Consider the following 17,042-nt stretch of genomic DNA (forward strand, 5'->3'; position numbering starts at 1 on the left):
TCCCGCATGCTCGCCCTCGCGGTGCTCTGCGCGGGAATGCTGATGATCGTCCTGGACGGCTCCATCGTCACCGTGGCCCTGCCGGCCATCCAGGCCGACCTCGGCTTCACGCCCGCCGGCCTGACCTGGACGGTCAACGCCTACCTGATCGCCTTCGCCGGGCTGCTCCTGCTGGCGGGCCGGCTCGGCGACCTGATCGGCCGCAAGAAGGTCTTCGTCGCCGGGCTCGCGCTCTTCACCGCCGCCTCGCTGCTCTGCGCGGTCGCCACCGGCCAGGGCATGCTGATCGCCGCCCGGTTCCTCCAGGGCGTCGGCGGCGCGATGGCCTCCGCGGTCAGCCTCGGCATGATCGTCACGCTCTTCCCCGAGCCGGGCGAGCGCGGTCGCGCGATCGGCGCCTTCAGCTTCGTCGGCGCCACCGGCGCCTCGATCGGCCAGGTCCTCGGCGGCGTCCTCACCGAGGTCCTCAACTGGCACTGGATCTTCCTGATCAACCTGCCGCTCGGTCTCACCGCCGCCCTGCTCGCCGTCCGGGTGCTCGGCGCCGACCGCGGCCCCGGTCTGCGGGCCGGCGCCGACTCCCTGGGCGCCGTCCTGATCACCTCGGCCCTGATGCTCGGCATCTACACCATCGTCGGCACCGGCGAGTCCGGCTGGACCTCCGACCGGACCCTCGGCCTCGGCGCGCTCTCCGCCGTTCTGCTGGCCGCCTTCCTGTGGCGCCAGGCCCGTGCCGCCCACCCGCTGCTGCCACTGCGGATGTTCCGCTCGCGCAACGTCTCGGGCGCCAACGCCGTGCAGGTCCTGACCATCTCCGGGATGTTCGGCTTCCAGATCCTCGTCGCCCTCTACCTGCAGAACGTCCTGGGCTACGGCGCCGCCGCGACCGGTCTGGCGATGCTGCCGGCGGCCGTCGCCATCGGCGCCGTCTCGCTGCTGCTCTCCGCCCGGCTGAACGCCCGCTTCGGCGAGCGCAGCGTCCTGCTGGCCGGGCTGGCGCTGCTGGTCGCCGCGCTCGGGCTGCTCACCCGGCTGCCGGCCGACGCCGACTACGTCGTCCACCTGCTGCCGACCATGCTGCTGATCGGCGGCGGCGGGCTGGTGCTCTCCGGCCTCACCGCCCTGGGCATGTCCGGCGCGAGCGCGGACGACGCCGGCACCGCCTCCGGGCTGTTCAACACCACCCAGCAGATCGGCGCCGCCCTCGGCGTGGCCGTCCTCACCACCCTGGCCACGTCCCGCGCCACCACCCTGACAGCGGCCGGCCACTCCGCCGCGGACGCCCTCACCGGCGGCTTCCGGCTCGCCTTCGCCGTCTCGGCCGGCCTGCTCGCGGTGGCCCTGCTGCTCACCGCGGTCGTCCTGAAGCCGGCCCGTCCGGCCGCCGACCGGCCTGCGGCGCCGGCCCTCTGACGCGCCGGTCCTCTGACGTGCCGGTCCTCTGGTGCGTCGGTCCTGCTGACGAAACGAGCCCCACGGCGTGCAGCCGTACGGCGGCAAGCCCCGGCCGGCGACGGGCCCCGGCCGGACCGGGCGCCGGCCTGTGGCCCATCTCCCTTGGGGTCGAGCGGTGTTGACGCGGCGACGAGAGCGCTCGCCGCCGGCCGGCGCGGGCCGTCCGCACGCCGGCCGCCTTCAGGTGCCGGCCACGGCCGCCGCCGGCGGATCGTCAGTCCGTTCCCCCGGTCACGGCCAGACCAGGCAGTACAGCTGGTGTCCGGCCTCGTGCAGCCGGTTCGCGAAGTCCTGCCACTCGTGCAGCATGCTGTAGATCACGAAGGCGTCGCGCGGGCCCCGCCGGTCGGGCACGGTGGACCAGATGAAGGCGGCGGCGCCGAGCTCGGTCTCGTCGGCCTTGCGCAGCGGTTCGACGACGTTGTGCGGGAGCTGCACGACGGCGTAGTCGGGGTGCAGGACGACCAGCTCCAGCGGCGGGACCTGGTGCAGCGGCACGCCCTGGATCCCGGTGAGCACCATGGCGCTCATCGTCTCCGGCTTGATCTTGGTGGAGAGGTGCCCGTTGGGGGAGCCGCTGGTCTCCATCAGGTCGCCGAGCCGCCCGAGCGAGCCGAGCTCGCCCGCGTCCAGGCCGAGACCGCCGGGTCCGAGCGCGGTCGGGACTCTGGCGGCGGTGGCCCGGTCGGGCGCGCCGAAGTACTTGTAGGTCACCCCCACGCGTCCCTCGCCCCGCCTCTCACCGCCGCGACCGCCACGACCCGTACCCGCTCCTGTACCCCCGCGTGCGGCCTCGGCGGGCCGGCGGGAGCCACCCGCGGCCTCGTCGTAGCCGTCCTGCGCCTCGGACACTCGGACCATCCTCACCGGAATTCGCCGGAATCGACAGACCCCCGCACGTCCGGCGTCCCACCGGACGTGCTCCTTACCCGTCATGCGCCGCCGTACCCAGTCCGGGCACACGGCAGTCCTCTTCGCACCCCTGCGCATGCGGGGCGTCTGCACACCCCGCATGGAAAGCCTGAGTACATAGTCTGACTGGTCCGTCCAGCGGGAGCAGCCAGGGGCCCCGTTGTACGGATAACCGTACAGACTTCGTCACCCGGATCATCGTTCCAGATGATGAGGTCCGACATGCAGAGGTGAAGGACACGATTTGAGACCATGTCTCCCGTGAGCTACCCCTACGAAGCACCCCAGTCCCAGTCGCTCTTCGACCGCGCCTCGGTCGTCACGCCCGGCGGCGTCAACTCCCCGGTGCGCGCCTTCCGCGCGGTGGGCGGCACCCCGCGCTTCATGGTGTCCGGCACCGGCCCCTACCTCACCGACGCCGACGGCCGCGAGTACGTCGACCTGGTGTGCTCGTGGGGCCCGATGATCCTCGGCCACGCGCACCCCGCGGTGATCGACGCCGTCCAGCAGGCCGTCTCCCGCGGCACCTCCTTCGGCACGCCCGGTCAGGGCGAGGTCGAGCTCGCCGAGGAGATCGTCGCCCGGGTCGCCCCGGTCGAGCAGGTCCGCCTGGTCTCCTCGGGTACCGAGGCCACCATGTCCGCGATCCGGCTGGCCCGCGGCTTCACCGGCCGGGCGAAGATCGTGAAGTTCGCCGGCTGCTACCACGGTCATGTGGACGCGCTGCTGGCCGCCGCCGGTTCCGGCGTCGCGACCTTCGGCCTGCCGGACACCCCGGGCGTCACCGGCGCCCAGGCCGGCGACACCATCGTGCTGCCGTACAACGACCTGGCCGCCGTCGAGCAGGCCTTCAAGGCCCACCCGGGCGAGATCGCCTGTGTGATCACCGAGGCCTCGCCCGGCAACATGGGCGTCGTCCCGCCGCTGCCCGGCTTCAACGGCGGCCTGGCCCGGCTCTGCCGGGAGAACGGCGCACTGTTCATCTCCGACGAGGTGATGACCGGCTTCCGCGTCTCCAGGGCCGGCTGGTACGGCCTGGAGGCGGCCGGCGAGGGCTGGGCGCCGGACCTGCTCACCTTCGGCAAGGTCATGGGCGGCGGGTTCCCGGCGGCGGCCTTCGGCGGCCGTGCCGACGTGATGGGCCACCTGGCCCCGGCCGGCCCGGTCTACCAGGCGGGCACCCTCTCCGGTAACCCGATCGCCACCGCGGCCGGCCTGGCCCAGCTGCGCGGCTGCACCGACGAGGTGTACGCGACGGTGGACCGGGTGTCCGCCGAGGTCTCCGCCCTGGTGTCGGACGCACTGGCCAAGGAGGGCGTGGCGCACCGGCTGCAGACCGCCGGGAACATGTTCTCGGTGTTCTTCACCGAGGCCGCCGTCACCAACTACGACGAGGCGAAGACCCAGGAGGCGTTCCGCTTCAACGCCTTCTTCCATGCCATGCTCGCCCAGGGCGTCTACCTGCCGCCGTCCGCCTTCGAGTCCTGGTTCGTCTCGGCGTCCCACGACGAGCGGGCGGTCGAGCGGATCGCCGCCGCCCTGCCGGCCGCCGCCCGCGCGGCCGCCGAGGCCACGGCCTAGTCTTCCCCGAGCCCCAGGAGTATTGAGAAGTGAGCGCCAAGGACATCACCGTCGTCCACCTGATGCGGCACGGTGAGGTGCACAACCCGGAGGGCATCCTGTACGGCCGGCTGCCCGGCTACCGGCTCTCCGAGCTGGGCCGGCAGATGGCCGACCGGGTGGCCGAGGACCTGGCCGGGCGGGACATCACCCACGTGGTGGCGTCCCCGCTGGAACGGGCGCAGGAGACCGCCGAGCCGATCGCCAAGTCGCACGGCCTGGACCTCGCGGTGGACGAGCGGCTGATCGAGGCGGACAACATCTTCCAGGGCAAGACCTTCGGGGTCGGCGACGGCTCGCTGAAGAACCCGGGCTACTGGAAGTACCTGACCAACCCCTTCAAGCCCTCCTGGGGCGAGCCGTACATCGAGCAGGCGGTGCGGATGATGGGCGCGCTGGCCGCCGCCCGGGACGCCGCGCGCGGGCACGAGGCCGTCTGCGTCAGCCACCAGCTGCCGATCTGGATCGTCCGTTCCTTCGTGGAGCGCCGCCGGCTCTGGCACGACCCGCGCAACCGGCAGTGCTCGCTGGCCTCGCTGACCAGCTTCACGTACGAGGGCGACAAGATCGTCTCGGTCGGCTACCGCGAGCCGGCCCGCGACCTGCTGCCGGCGCACCTGGTCGGCAAGGGCGGCAAGAGCAAGCCGGTGGGCAAGAGCTTCGGCGCCTGACGCGGTGCCCCGTCGGCACCGGCACCCCCTCCCGGGCAGGGCTGACGCCCTCTCCGGGCAGGGCCGCCGACCGGTGCAAGACCTGGCCAAACCTGATGTAAGGCCCGTCTAAATATGGGCTTCGTCACCCCCGGAGGACCCGGGTGGTCTGGTCCAGCCGCAGGTCAGAGGGGGTCCGACACGGAATGTCGGACCCCCCCGAATCCGGTCGGAGGAGCATGCGAAACTTTTCACATGTCTGGCACGACGCGCCCCCGTCCTCGTCTCGCCGCAGCGGCCGCAGCCACGGCCGTCGCTGCCGCGCTCGCCCTCAGCGGCTGCTCCTCCTCCGGCTCGTCGGGCAGTGGTGACGGCCAGATCGGTTTCGTCACGGCCAAGGGCACCAACCTCTCCACGGCCGCCGCCGGACACCGCCAGGACGCGCCCGACATCTCCGGCGGCACCCTGGAGGGGACGCCGGTCAAGCTCTCCGACTACCGGGGCAAGGTCGTCGTCCTCAACGTCTGGGGCTCCTGGTGCGGGCCGTGCCGGGCCGAGGCGGACGACCTCCAGCGGACCTGGGAGAAGTACAAGGACCAGGGCGTCCAGTTCCTCGGCATCAACACCAGGGACCCGGAGATCAAGAACGCCGTCCGCTTCGAGCAGGAGAAGGGCGTCACCTACCCGAGCCTGTACGACCCGGCCGGCACCCAGCTGCTGAAGTTCCCCAAGGGCAGCCTCAACCTGCAGACCCTCCCGACCACCCTGGTGGTCGACCGTGACGGCAAGCTCGCGGCCCGCGCCGTCGGCGGCCAGACCGACGACGCCCTGGAGTCCATCCTCCAGCCGGTGCTGGCGGAGCAGAAGCAGTGAGCGCGGCACTGCAGCTGGCGGACAACATCGGGACCATCCAGAGCGGCGCGCTGCTGGTGGCGGCGCCGATCGCGCTGCTGGCGGGCCTGGTGTCGTTCTTCTCGCCCTGCGTGCTGCCGCTCGTTCCCGGCTACCTCTCCTACGTGACCGGCTTCTCCGCCGCCGACCTCGCCGACGCCCGCGGGGCCCGGCGCGGCCGGATGCTGGCGGGGGCGGCGCTGTTCATCCTGGGCTTCACCGCGGTCTTCGTCTCCGGCGGGGCGCTCTTCGGCCAGTTCGGCGACACGCTGAAGGAGCACCAGGCGGTCATCAGCAGGGTGCTCGGGGTGGTGACGATCGTCATGGGGCTGGCCTTCATGGGATTCGTGCCCGGCCTGAGCATGCGCGAGGTGCGCTCCCACCGCCGCCCGGTGATCGGGCTGCTCGGCGCGCCGATGCTCGGTGTGGTCTTCGGCGTGGGCTGGACGCCGTGCATGGGGCCGACCCTGGGCGCCGTCACCAACCTGGCGCTCAACCAGGCCGACGCCCAGCGCGGCGCCCTGCTGATGTTCTTCTACTGCATGGGCCTCGGCGTACCGTTCATCGTGGCCGCGGTGGCCTTCCGCCGGGCGCTGGGTGCTTTCGGCTGGGTCAAGCGGCACTACCCGCTCGTCATGCGGATCGGCGGCGGCATGCTCGTCGTGGTCGGTCTGCTGCTGGTCACCGGGGTCTGGGACTCGATGGTGAATGACCTGCAGTACCAGTTCGCCGACTTCCAGATCGGAATCTGACCCGTGAGCAAGACCACGACCGACAGCGAGCTGCCCCCGGCGACGGAGGCCGCCGCCGAGGAGGCCGCCGAGCGGCTGACCACCGCGCCGGTCGAGTCGGACGGTCCCACCGGCATCGGGGTGCTCGGCTGGCTGCGCTGGATGTGGCGCCAGCTGACCTCGATGCGGGTCGCGCTGATCCTGCTCTTCCTGCTGTCGCTGGCCGCGATCCCGGGCTCGCTGATCCCGCAGAACGGCCAGAACCAGTTCAAGGTCGAGACCTGGAAGACCCAGCACACCACGGTCGCGCCGGTCTACGAGAAGCTCCAGCTGTTCGACGTCTACAGCTCGGTCTGGTTCTCGGCGATCTACATCCTGCTGTTCGTCTCGCTGGCCGGCTGCATCGTCCCGCGCACCTGGCAGTTCGTCGGCGTGCTGCGGGCCCGGCCGCCGGCCGCGCCGCGCAACCTGACCCGGATGCCGGTCTACGCCGCCTGGCGCACCGACGCGGACGCCGAGACGGTGAACGCCGCCGCGCACGCGCTGCTGCGCAGGCGCCGGTTCCGCGCCAACCTGGCGGGCGGCTCGGTGGCCGCCGAGAAGGGCTACCTGCGCGAGGTCGGCAACCTGGTCTTCCACCTGTCGCTGTTCGCGCTGCTCGGCGGGTTCGCCTGGGCGAGCCTGGCCAGCGGCACCGGCGGCAAGCTGATGGTCGGCGGTGAGGGCTACTCCAACACCATCACGCAGCTGGACGACTTCACCGGCTCGCGGTTCTACGGCACCGAGGACCTCGACCCCTTCTACCTGAAGCTGGAAAGCTTCAAGTCGAGCTTCCAGACCAAGGGCGACCAGATCGGCGCCGCCCGCGAGTTCACCGCAAACGTCGAGTACTACGCGGGCAGCGACGCCTCCAAGCTGGCCAAGGGCACGATCGAGGTCAACCACCCGCTGGAGATCGGCGGCAGCAAGGTCTACCTGATCGGCCACGGCTACGCCCCGGTGATCACGGTGAAGAACGCGGCCGGTGAGGTCGTCTACACCGGCGCGACGCCGTTCCTGCCGCAGGACGGCAACCTGACCTCCACCGGCGTCGTCAAGGTCTCCGACTACGGCGACAAGGACGGCAAGAAGACCCAGATGGGCTTCTCCGGCTTCTTCCTGCCGACGGCTCCGCTCAGCTTCGAGGGCACCGGCCCGATCTCGCTGTTCCCGGGCGACGCCGCCCCCGAGCTGGTGCTCAACGCCTTCGCCGGCGACCTCGGCACCGACTCCGGCCTGCCGCAGAACGTGTACCAGCTGAACCAGAAGAACCTGACCCAGCTCCAGCAGGACGGCCAGCCGGCCAAGGCCCGGCTGAAGCCGGGCCAGACCTGGGAGCTGCCGGACGGCTACGGCACGGTCACCTTCGAGCGCTACACGCAGTGGGCCAGTTTCAACATCTCGCACCGCCCGGGCAACGAGATCGCCCTGGCCGGTGGCGTGCTGGCGATCCTCGGTCTGGTCGGCTCGCTGTTCGTGCAGCGGCGCCGGATCTGGGTCCGCGCGGTGGCGCTGCCCGGCGGCGGCACCCTGGTCGAGCTGGCCGGGCTGGCCCGCAGCGAGTCGGCGAAGATCGCCGAGGAGCTGGCCGAGCTGGCGGTGGACCTCCAGGACGACGCCCCGGCGACGGACGAGGACCCCGCGACGGACGAGGACCCCGCCGATCCCGGTTCCCCCGCCGATCCCGGTGACGCCGCCGGCAACCCCGTTGATGTACCCGAGTCCGACGAGTCCGACGAGGCCTCAGCACCCTCGGACCCCGCAGTCCCTGCCGACCAGAACTCCAAGGAGTAGACGGTGCACCTCGCCTCGGCGGTCGACCCCCAACTGGCCGACCTCTCCAACAAGCTGATCTATTCGGCCATGGCCGTCTACCTGATCGCCATGTTCTGCTACATGTTCGAGTGGACCTTCGGCAGCAAGGGCGCCGTCGCCGTCCGGTCCATCGAACAGGCGGGCCTGGCGGAAACCGTCGCCGCCGCCGAGACCAGGGCGGCGAAGAAGGTCACCGTCACGGTCGCCTCGGCCGGCGGCGGCACCACCACGCTCACCCGCACCGCCCTGGCGGGCGAGGGCGCGACGGTGGTCACCAGCGGGCGCGGCGCGGACGAGGAGGACGGCCCGGGGGCCGCGGGCAGCAGCGAGAAGGCCGATCTCTCCGGCCGGATCGCGGTCTCGCTCACCGTCCTGGGCGCCATGCTGCACGCGGGCGGGGTGCTCACCCGCGGCCTCTCGGTCTCCCGCTGGCCGTGGGGCAACATGTACGAGTTCTCCTGCGCCTTCGCGCTCTCGATGACGGTCGCCTACATCGGGCTGCTGGCCGCGAAGAAGAAGGCCCGCTGGCTCGGCCTGCCGGTCACCCTGGCCGTGCTGCTCACCCTCGGCGTCGCCGTCTCCGTGCTGTACACCGAGTCGGAGCAGCTCGTCCCCGCGCTGCACTCCTACTGGCTGGCGATCCACGTCTCCACTGCGATCGTCTGCGGCGGCGCCATGTACGCGGCCTTCATCGGGACCCTGCTCTACCTGGGCAAGGACACCTTCGACCGGCGCATCGCCGCCGGCCTGACCACGGGCCCGCTCGGTACCTCCGCGTCCATCTGGCGCCGGCTGCCCGCCGCGTCCACGCTCGACAAGTTCTCGTACCGGATCAACGCGATGGTCTTCCCGCTGTGGACCTTCACCATCATCGCGGGCGCGATCTGGGCCGAGGCCGCCTGGGGCAAGTACTGGGAGTGGGACCCGAAGGAGACCTGGTCCTTCATCACCTGGGTCGCCTACGCGTGCTACCTGCACGCCCGCGCCACCGCGGGGTGGAAGGGCCGCAAGGCGGCCTACCTGGCCGTACTGGCCTTCGCCTGCTACCTGTTCAACTACTACGGCGTGAACATCTTCGTCACCGGAAAGCACTCCTACGCGGGGATCTGACCGGAGGGGGAAGCACCCACCGGCCCGGCGCTCCGCAGAACGGAAGCCGGGCCGAGGTGTGACAGGGGTAGTTCGTGCCGGCCACCCGCGCCGGTACGGGGAGGAATTCGAGGAGGAGATCGCGCAATGGAGTGCGACGAGGTCATGCTGACCGTCCGAATCACCGCCGCGGAGCAGTTGCTGCTCCGCAGGCTCGCCCAGGGGCACCGCAGCGACGTGTCCGAGGTCGTGGCCGACGGCCTGCTGGACATCATCCCCACGCTCAGCTCGCGGGCGGACGCCTACCGGCTGCTGGGCGCCCTCACGGCCCCCGCGCCGTGCGCCCTGACGGTCTGGCTGCCGACGCCGCTGGCCGACCTGCTGGTCCCCGGGGCGGCCCGGATCGCCCAGGTGACCGAGGTGCGGATCGGGTCGGCCAGCGCCATGCTGGGCGCCGCGCTGCGGCTCTGGCTGGCCCAGGACCCGAGCCGGCTGGCCGCCAACCTCAGCGTGATGCACGCCGGTCGTCCGGCCGCGCTGGTCGCGGCCTGAGTCCGACGGGCCGCACGCCGGCCGGCCGTGGACCGGCCGGCGGCGGGTCAGCTGGCGAGCGGCAGGCCCGGATCGCGGTCCGGGCCCGCCGGCCGGCCGTCGAGGGCGTCCCGGCGGGCCGCCCCGCCGTCGGCCGGCTCGGTGAGCAGGCGGCACTCGGCGGCGGTCCGGCCGTCCTGGACCAGCAGCACCCGCACCGGCACCCGCCGGCTCTCGGCCCCGCCGCCGAGGCCGGTCCCGGGCTCGCGGACGGCCCGCACCAGGCAGGGCCGGTCCAGCTCGATGAAGCGGTTGAACGAGGACACCAGCTCGACCGGCACCACCCGCTCGGGGTGCCGCAGCCGGTGCGCGGCCTGCCGGGCGGCCTCCAGCACCAGCATCCCGGGCACGTGGTCCGGGTCGCGGTCGAAGAGCACGGGGTGGCGGGCGTCGGCGCGCAGCAGCCAGCTGCCCGGTACCGGCGACGGCCCGAGGACGACGTCGGCGGCCCGGTCGCGGCCGACCAGTTCGGGCGCGGTGGGGGCGTCGGGGATCCACGGCCCGGCGGGCCGGTTCCCGGCCCCGCGCAGCCGGGCGTACGCGACGGGGGAGAACACCCGCAGCTGCCCGGAGGCGTGGCCGACGAGCCGGCCGTCCCGCCGGATCTCGGCGTGCACCCGCAGCGAGGCCAGCCGGCCGTGCCGCATCCGGACGTCGTGGCAGCCCACCTCCAGCATCAGCGAGGCGGGCGCGGCGGTCACGGCGAGGGCGTCCAGGCCGGCCGGGCCGAGCGTGTAGCAGAGCTCGTCCAGCGCGAACTCGTGGCCGTGCGGCACGCCGAAGCCGACGTGGCCGATCAGCAGCCCGGCCTGCCGGACGGTCTCGGCCAGCAGGACGGGGTCGTGGTGCCGGTCGCCGGGCAGCCGGTAGAAGCCGTGCACCCGGGGCCACTGGGCTCCGAGCAGGAAGTCGTACGGGCCGGTGGCGTGCCAGCCGGTGATGAGGACCTCGGAGACGGCGGAGCGGTGGACCAGGTGCCGGGAGACGGTCCGCGCGTGGAAGTCGTAGCCGGGACCGGGGTGGGGATACGGACCGTGGTCATCCGGTTCTACGATCAATGGCATGACGGGCCCCACTCCCGGGTGTCGGTCGACCGGCCGCGCGGGCGGCCTCCACAAAACATACAGACCACCCGGTTTGCGCATCATGAGTGGGGTCACCGCTGCCGGTTGCTTGGCGTGATCACGTTACCCGGCCTCTGGTCTGCGGGAACGTCCCGCAGGGAGACGGCAGACCTTGGACGGGGGTCGGTCCCCCCTGGACGGCGGGGGCCATCGAGGGGCTAGATTAGATACCAACCATGCGGTTTCGGGCGGGCCCGTCCGCAGGCGAGGCGTCGCACCACCCACGGCGGCGCCCTGACAGCAGCCGGGCGAGCCGGGATCTCGCCGAGGCCGAGGCCGGAGGGGCCAGTGGTCAAGCAGGAACGCGCGGGGAGGACCAGGCGGGCCGTCCTGCTCGCGGCCGCGGACACGTTCGCCGAGGCGGGGTTCGAGTCGGCCGGCCTGGTCGACATCAGCCGCCGCGCAGGAGTCAGCAAGGGCGCGCTCTACTTCCACTTCGTCTCCAAGCAGGCGTTGGCCGACGGCGTCCGCGCCGCTGCCGCACGCGAGATCGGCTCGGCCGCGCTGCGTGCCCGGCGCGCCGCCGGCCCGGCGGTCCAGGGACTGATCGACTTCTCGCACGAGCTGGCCCGGCTGCTCCGGGAGGACGTCGTGGTCCGGGCCGGGGTCCAGCTCGGCCAGGGCGCCCGGGGCGGCGCCGCGACCGCCTGGCAGAGCCTCACCGCGGTGTTCCGCCGGCTGCTGGACCGGGCCGCCGACGCCGGCGAACTGCGCCCCGGGGTGGACCGCCGGCACGCCGCAGACCTGCTCACCACCCTGGCGGCCGGGCTGGTGCAGCTCGCCCCCGAGGACGCCGGCCGGCTCCGGCCGGAGGCGGTGCGCACCCTCTGGGCGGCCACGCTGCCCGCGCTGGTCCCGGCGGACCGCTGCTCGGCCTACCGGACGTGAGGCGCCGTCGGGCTTGAGGTGCGGACGTCGCCGGGGCTGCGTCGGCGAGGCGCCGACCGCCGTGCGGCGCCGGGTGCTCAGGCGGCGCCGGGTGCCCGGTCGGCGACGCTGAGCCGGGCGAGCGCGTGCGGCTGGACGAGGCCGGGCAGCAGCAGCGTCCACAGGTCGGCCATCCGCTGGAGCAGGTCGCGCCGGCCGGTGAGCACCTGCGAGCTGAGCTGGATCCCGGTCACCGCGCCGGTGATCACCCCGGCCGCGGCCGCCACGTCCAGGCCCGGGTGCAGGTCGCCGGCCTCGCGGGCCTGCTCCAGCAGCCCGCGCGCGGTGTCCGACCAGCCCTGGTACGCCCCGACCTGCGGCTGGGTGAAGCTGCCGTGCTCGATGGTCAGCCGGATGCTGCCGCGCACCATCGGGTCGTCCAGCAGCGCGTGCGCGAAGGCGTAGCCGAGGTCGATCAGGGTCTGCACCGGACTGTCGGAGGCGGGCTCCCAGGTCGCGAGCCAGGCGCCCTGGCCCTCGATCACGGCCAGCGCCAGCTCCTCCTTGGAGCGGAAGTGGAAGTACAGCGCGCCCTTGGTGACGCCGGCCCGCTCCAGGATGTCCGACATGGTGGCGGCGGCGTAGCCGCGCTCGTCGAACACCTCGGCCGCAGCGAGGAGTACCGCCTGGCGGGTCGCCAGCGCCCGGGCCTGCCTGGCCATCGCAGCCTCCCTGGAAAGTTCTCGTGCTCGGCAGCGGCCGATCCTATGGGGAGGCGCCGGGTGGCGGGCCGCATACCGTCCAGTAGGTATTCTACCGAGCCGCCGGCGGCCGGACCGGCCCCGCCGGGGGCGGGAGCGCCGACGGCCGGCCACCCGGGGAGGGTGGCCGGCCGTCGACCGGATGCTGCGGGACCGTCAGGCGGCCTGCTGCCAGCTGACCGGCGAGAAGTAGGCCGGGCGGCGCTCCAGGCGCTGCCAGTTGGCGATCGGCTCGACCGGCGCGGCGGCGGCAGCGGCCTGCCGGTCGGCCGCGCGGGCCATCAGCACGGCGGTCAGGGCGGCGAGCTCCTCGTCGGAGAGCGAGCCCCGGACGATGCGGACGAGAGGTTCGGCGGAAGCGGTCATGGTGTGTTTTTCTCCCCCGGCACGTTACTGGTGAATGGTCAGCTGAACGGCGCTGCTACATCGGCGGGTTGCCGTGCTTGCGGCTGGGCAGGTCGGCGTGCTTGGTGCGGAGCATGGCGAGCGAGGAGGCGAGGACCTGGCGGGTCTCGGCGGGGTCGATGACGTCGTCGACGAGGCCGCGTTCGGCCGCGTAGTACGGGTGCATCAGCTCGCTCTTGTATTCCTTGATCTTCTGGGCGCGCATGGCCTCGGGGTCCTCGGCGCCGTTGATGTCGCGGCGGAAGATCACGTTGGCGGCGCCCTCGGCGCCCATCACGGCGATCTCGTTGGTCGGCCAGGCGAAGGAGAGGTCGGCGCCGATGGAGCGGGAGTCCATGACGATGTAGGCGCCGCCGTAGGCCTTGCGCAGGATGAGCTGGATGCGCGGCACGGTGGCGTTGCAGTAGGCGTAGAGGAGCTTGGCGCCGTGGCGGATGATGCCGTCGTGTTCCTGGTCGACGCCGGGCAGGAAGCCGGGGACGTCGAGCATGGTGACCAGCGGGATGTTGAAGGCGTCGCACATCTGGACGAAGCGGGCGGCCTTCTCGCTGGCGTTGATGTCCAGGACGCCGGCCAGCGACTGGGGCTGGTTGGCGATGATGCCGGTGACGTGGCCGTCGATGCGGGCCAGGACGCAGAGCACGTTGGTGGCCCAGCGCTCGTGGACCTCCAGGTACTCGCCGTGGTCGACGATCTCCTCGATGACCTTGCGCATGTCGTAGGGCCGGTTGCCGTCGGCGGGCACCAGGTCGAGGAGGGAGTCGTTGCGGCGCTCGACGGGGTCGTCGTTGACGGCGGTGGGCGGCATCTCGCGGTTGTTCTGGGGCAGCAGCGACAGGAGGTAGCGGACCTCCTCGATGCAGGACTGCTCGTCGTCGTAGGCGAAGTGGGAGACGCCGGAGACGCCGGAGTGGACGTCGGCGCCGCCGAGGCCGTTCTGGCTGATCTTCTCGCCGGTGACGGCCTGGACGACGTCGGGGCCGGTGATGAACATCTGCGAGGTCTCGCGGACCATGAAGATGAAGTCGGTGAGCGCCGGGGAGTAGGCGGCGCCGCCGGCGCAGGGGCCGAGCATCACGGAGATCTGCGGGATGACGCCGGAGGCGCGGGTGTTGCGCTGGAAGATGCCGCCGTAGCCGGCCAGGGCGGTGACGCCCTCCTGGATGCGGGCGCCGGCGCCGTCGTTGAGGGAGACCAGCGGGGCGCCGGCCGCGATGGCCATGTCCATGATCTTGTGGATCTTCTGGGCGTGGGCCTCGCCCAGCGCGCCGCCGAAGATCCGGAAGTCGTGGGCGTAGGTGAACACGGTGCGGCCGTGGACGGTGCCCCAGCCGGTGATGACGCCGTCGGTGTGCGGCTTCTTCGCCTCCAGGCCGAAGCCGGTGGCGCGGTGCCGGCGCAGCGGCTCCACCTCGCGGAACGAGCCCTCGTCGAGCAGCAGGTCGATCCGCTCGCGGGCGGTCAGCTTGCCCTTGGCGTGCTGGGCCTCGGTGGCCTTCTCGCTGGGGCCGCGGCGGACCTGCTCGCGCAGTTCGTGCAGCTCGGCGACCCGCCCGTGGGCGTCGGCCGGGATCTCGGGGATCTCGTCGCCGACCGGCGCCTCATGCACAACCGTCATCTCGAACCACTCCAAGGGTGAGGGAACTGTCCGACAGCCAACGTCTGCGTTGCCCCCGGCTGCGAATCACTTCTTCACTTATGACTGTACGAGGGGCCCCGCGCTGGTTTCGGCGTCGATTCTGTACAAGGTCGCGTCCGTTTAGATGTCAGGCCTGTACAGAAACCAGCCCCGACTGGCATATGCGTACGGTGTTCGTTCGATTACCCGGGGCTGTCCGCCGGGCGGCCTCCGGATGATCTGAGCACGAGGAAACATGCAGGTCAGGGCGGGCGCACGGGGGCGCGGAAGGGGCGCCTCCGGGGCCACTTCGGGCAGGCTCCGGCGGGGCGCGAAGCACCGCCCGGAGCGGGTCGGGCGGCCGATCAGTCGTAGGGATACGCCAAAAACGCCGAAGCCCACCCGGATGCTCCCGGGTGGGCTGTCCGAGGGACTCCGTCAGTGCTTGTGGCCGTCCCCGGGCTCGTCCTTGCCCCGCAGCTCCTCCTCGCGGCGGCGCAGGTCCGCCTCCCACTGCTTGAGCATGTCCTCGTGCTGCTTGTTGTCCTTCTTCAACGAGGCCAGGAACTCCGGGTCGTCGTCCGGTGCGAGCGGCCGGCCGTCGCGCGGGCGCTCGTACTCCGGGTGGCCGGAGGTGCGGCCCGCCCCGTCGGTCCGGAGGGCGCCGCGCTGCTTGCCGGCCACCAGCCAGGCGATCGAGCCGACCAACGGGAAGAGCAGCACGATGATCACCCAGATCACCTTGGGCAGGTGCTTCACCTCCTCCTCGGGGGTGGTCAGGCAGTCGATGAACGCCCAGACCCAGAGGGCGAGTGGAAGGACGAAGGTCAGGATCCTCAGCACGGCGGCGATCTCCCCCGGCGACGGCGGTGGTGGCGGGCGTCCCCGAAACGGCGGCGGCTTCACAGGGGGCCCTTGACCGAGCCAGGCTATCGGGTGGCGGATACTGACTGGCATGGCATACGACGATCTCCGCTCCTTCCTGCGGGCCCTCGACCGGGAGGGCGACCTCAAGCGCATCAAGGCCGAGGTGGACCCCCATCTGGAGATCGGCGAGATCGTCGACCGGGTCCAGAAGGCCAAGGGCCCGGCCCTGCTGTTCGAGAACGTCAAGGGCTCGTCGATGCCGCTGGCGATGAACGTCTTCGGCACCGAGCGCCGGCTCGCCAAGGCCCTCGGCCTCAAGGGTCCGGACGACATCTCCGAGAAGATCGCCGGCCTGCTGAAGCCCGAGCTGCCGCACGGCTTCACCGGCTTCCGGGACGCCTTCGGCAAGCTCGCCTCGATGGCCCACGTGCCGCCGAAGAAGGTGAAGCCGGGTGAGGCCGCCGTCCAGGAGGTCGTGCTCACCGGCGACGACGTCAACCTGGACGACCTGCCCGCCCTCTTCACCTGGCCGCTCGACGGCGGCTCCTTCTTCAACCTGGGCCTGACCCACACCAAGGACCCGGACACCGGCATCCGCAACCTGGGCCTCTACCGCCTCCAGCGGCACGACCGGCGCACCATCGGCATGCACTGGCAGATCCACAAGGACAGCCGCAACCACTACGCGGTCGCCGCCAGGAGGGGGGAGCGGCTGCCCGTCGCGATCGCCTTCGGCTGCCCGCCCGCCGTCACCTACGCCGCCACCGCGCCGCTGCCCGGCGACATCGACGAGTACCTGTTCGCCGGCTTCGTCGCGGGGGAGCGGGTCAAGATGGTCGACTGCAAGACCGTCCCGCTCCAGGTCCCGGCCGACGCCGAGGTCGTGCTGGAGGGCTGGCTGGAGCCCGGCGAGATGCTGCCCGAGGGCCCCTTTGGTGACCACACCGGCTTCTACACGCCGCAGGAGCCGTTCCCGGCACTGAAGATCGACTGTGTGACGATGCGCCGGCGCCCGATCCTGCAGTCCATCGTGGTGGGACGCCCGCCGACGGAGGACGGCCCGCTGGGCAAGTTCACCGAGCGGTTCTTCCTGCCGCTGCTGAAGATCATCATCCCGGACATCGTCGACTACGACCTGCCCGAGGCCGGCGGCTTCCACAACTGCGTGATCGTCTCGATCGACAAGAAGTACCCCAAGCACGCCCAGAAGACGATGCACGCCATCTGGGGCGCCCACATGATGTCGCTGACCAAGCTGATCATCGTGGTGGACTCCGACTGCGACGTGCACGACTACCAGGAAGTCGCCTGGCGCGCCTTCGGCAACGTCGACTACAGCCGGGACCTCACCGTGGTCGAAGGCCCCGTCGACCACCTCGACCACGCCTCCTACCAGCAGTTCTGGGGCGGCAAGGCGGGCATCGACGCGACCCGCAAGCTGCCCGAGGAGGGCTACACCCGGGACGGCGGCTGGCCCGAGATGGTCTCCTCCGACCCGGCCACGGCCGCGCTGGTGGACCGCCGCTGGAAGGAGTACGGGCTGTGAGCGGGCTCGGCGAGCGAACCATCGAAGGGCGCGCAGGGGCGAATGACCCTGCCGGGCGAAG

The 17,042-nt window shown here is 72.0% G+C and carries 16 protein-coding genes; 10 read left to right on the forward strand and 6 right to left on the reverse strand.

From position 1 onward, the window contains the following. Nucleotides 1-6 precede the first annotated feature (6 nt). Nucleotides 7-1,413 carry a DHA2 family efflux MFS transporter permease subunit gene (locus C2142_RS22165; RefSeq protein ID WP_241003248.1) on the forward strand — a complete coding sequence of 469 codons (1,407 nt, stop codon included), beginning with the start codon at nucleotides 7-9 and terminating at the stop codon, nucleotides 1,411-1,413. Nucleotides 1,414-1,686: 273 nt separating this feature from the next. On the opposite strand, the gene C2142_RS22170 is transcribed toward C2142_RS22165, so the two are convergent. Next, nucleotides 1,687-2,169, reverse strand: a complete 483-nt coding sequence (locus C2142_RS22170) for a hypothetical protein (protein ID WP_078881187.1) — start codon at nucleotides 2,167-2,169, stop codon at nucleotides 1,687-1,689. Nucleotides 2,170-2,619: 450 nt separating this feature from the next. Between C2142_RS22170 and hemL the strand changes: the two genes are divergently transcribed. From hemL to C2142_RS22205, 7 genes are all read left to right on the forward strand, one after another. Next, the gene (gene hemL, locus C2142_RS22175) at nucleotides 2,620-3,948 is read left to right on the forward strand and encodes a glutamate-1-semialdehyde 2,1-aminomutase (protein WP_148644272.1); all 1,329 of its coding nucleotides are present in this window, start codon (nucleotides 2,620-2,622) and stop codon (nucleotides 3,946-3,948) included. 62 nt (nucleotides 3,949-4,010) lie between these two features. Beyond that, nucleotides 4,011-4,658 (forward strand): histidine phosphatase family protein, encoded by a 648-nt coding sequence (locus C2142_RS22180; RefSeq protein WP_148644944.1) that lies wholly within the window; start codon nucleotides 4,011-4,013, stop codon nucleotides 4,656-4,658. Nucleotides 4,659-4,892: 234 nt separating this feature from the next. Next, entirely contained in the window at nucleotides 4,893-5,510 is a 618-nt protein-coding gene (locus C2142_RS22185; RefSeq protein WP_148644273.1) for a TlpA disulfide reductase family protein, read from the forward strand. Beyond that, nucleotides 5,507-6,280 (forward strand): cytochrome c biogenesis protein CcdA, encoded by a 774-nt coding sequence (locus C2142_RS22190; protein WP_241002720.1) that lies wholly within the window; start codon nucleotides 5,507-5,509, stop codon nucleotides 6,278-6,280. The genes C2142_RS22185 and C2142_RS22190 overlap by 4 nt, the downstream gene beginning before the upstream one ends. A 3-nt stretch (nucleotides 6,281-6,283) precedes the next feature. Next, nucleotides 6,284-8,092, forward strand: coding sequence for a cytochrome c biogenesis protein ResB (locus C2142_RS22195; protein WP_148644274.1), 1,809 nt, complete (start codon nucleotides 6,284-6,286; stop codon nucleotides 8,090-8,092). A 3-nt stretch (nucleotides 8,093-8,095) separates the two neighbouring features. Continuing rightward, nucleotides 8,096-9,223 carry a c-type cytochrome biogenesis protein CcsB gene (gene ccsB, locus C2142_RS22200; RefSeq protein WP_148644275.1) on the forward strand — a complete coding sequence of 376 codons (1,128 nt, stop codon included), beginning with the start codon at nucleotides 8,096-8,098 and terminating at the stop codon, nucleotides 9,221-9,223. A gap of 126 nt (nucleotides 9,224-9,349) precedes the next feature. Next, the gene (locus C2142_RS22205) at nucleotides 9,350-9,754 is read left to right on the forward strand and encodes a hypothetical protein (RefSeq protein WP_148644276.1); all 405 of its coding nucleotides are present in this window, start codon (nucleotides 9,350-9,352) and stop codon (nucleotides 9,752-9,754) included. Between the two features lie 47 nt (nucleotides 9,755-9,801). On the opposite strand, the gene C2142_RS22210 is transcribed toward C2142_RS22205, so the two are convergent. Then, entirely contained in the window at nucleotides 9,802-10,857 is a 1,056-nt protein-coding gene (locus C2142_RS22210; RefSeq protein ID WP_162002521.1) for a ScbA/BarX family gamma-butyrolactone biosynthesis protein, read from the reverse strand. 348 nt (nucleotides 10,858-11,205) lie between these two features. Here C2142_RS22210 and C2142_RS22215 point away from each other — a divergent pair, with 348 nt between their 5' ends. Beyond that, nucleotides 11,206-11,805, forward strand: a complete 600-nt coding sequence (locus C2142_RS22215) for a ScbR family autoregulator-binding transcription factor (RefSeq protein WP_148644278.1) — start codon at nucleotides 11,206-11,208, stop codon at nucleotides 11,803-11,805. 77 nt (nucleotides 11,806-11,882) lie between these two features. Here C2142_RS22215 and C2142_RS22220 read toward each other — a convergent pair whose 3' ends face one another. The 4 genes from C2142_RS22220 to C2142_RS22235 all read right to left on the reverse strand — a co-directional run bounded on the left by C2142_RS22220 (nucleotide 11,883) and on the right by C2142_RS22235 (nucleotide 15,411). Beyond that, nucleotides 11,883-12,506: a ScbR family autoregulator-binding transcription factor gene (locus C2142_RS22220; protein WP_148644279.1), complete on the reverse strand. Its 624-nt coding sequence runs from the start codon at nucleotides 12,504-12,506 to the stop codon at nucleotides 11,883-11,885. A 195-nt stretch (nucleotides 12,507-12,701) separates the two neighbouring features. Beyond that, nucleotides 12,702-12,911 (reverse strand): acyl-CoA carboxylase subunit epsilon, encoded by a 210-nt coding sequence (locus C2142_RS22225; protein WP_148644280.1) that lies wholly within the window; start codon nucleotides 12,909-12,911, stop codon nucleotides 12,702-12,704. A gap of 55 nt (nucleotides 12,912-12,966) precedes the next feature. Then, nucleotides 12,967-14,568: an acyl-CoA carboxylase subunit beta gene (locus C2142_RS22230; RefSeq protein ID WP_148641277.1), complete on the reverse strand. Its 1,602-nt coding sequence runs from the start codon at nucleotides 14,566-14,568 to the stop codon at nucleotides 12,967-12,969. A 438-nt stretch (nucleotides 14,569-15,006) separates the two neighbouring features. Then, a complete protein-coding gene (locus tag C2142_RS22235; protein ID WP_148644281.1) occupies nucleotides 15,007-15,411 on the reverse strand; it encodes a PLD nuclease N-terminal domain-containing protein in 405 nt (134 codons plus the stop codon). A gap of 112 nt (nucleotides 15,412-15,523) precedes the next feature. On the opposite strand from C2142_RS22235, the gene C2142_RS22240 reads away from it, so the two are divergent. Further along, on the forward strand, nucleotides 15,524-16,981 hold the full coding sequence (locus tag C2142_RS22240) for a menaquinone biosynthesis decarboxylase (RefSeq protein ID WP_148644282.1): 1,458 nt from the start codon (nucleotides 15,524-15,526) through the stop codon (nucleotides 16,979-16,981). Nucleotides 16,982-17,042: the final 61 nt, after the last annotated feature.

The organism is Streptomyces sp. CB01881, from assembly GCF_002953255.1.
Classification (GTDB): Bacteria; Actinomycetota; Actinomycetes; order Streptomycetales; family Streptomycetaceae; genus Kitasatospora.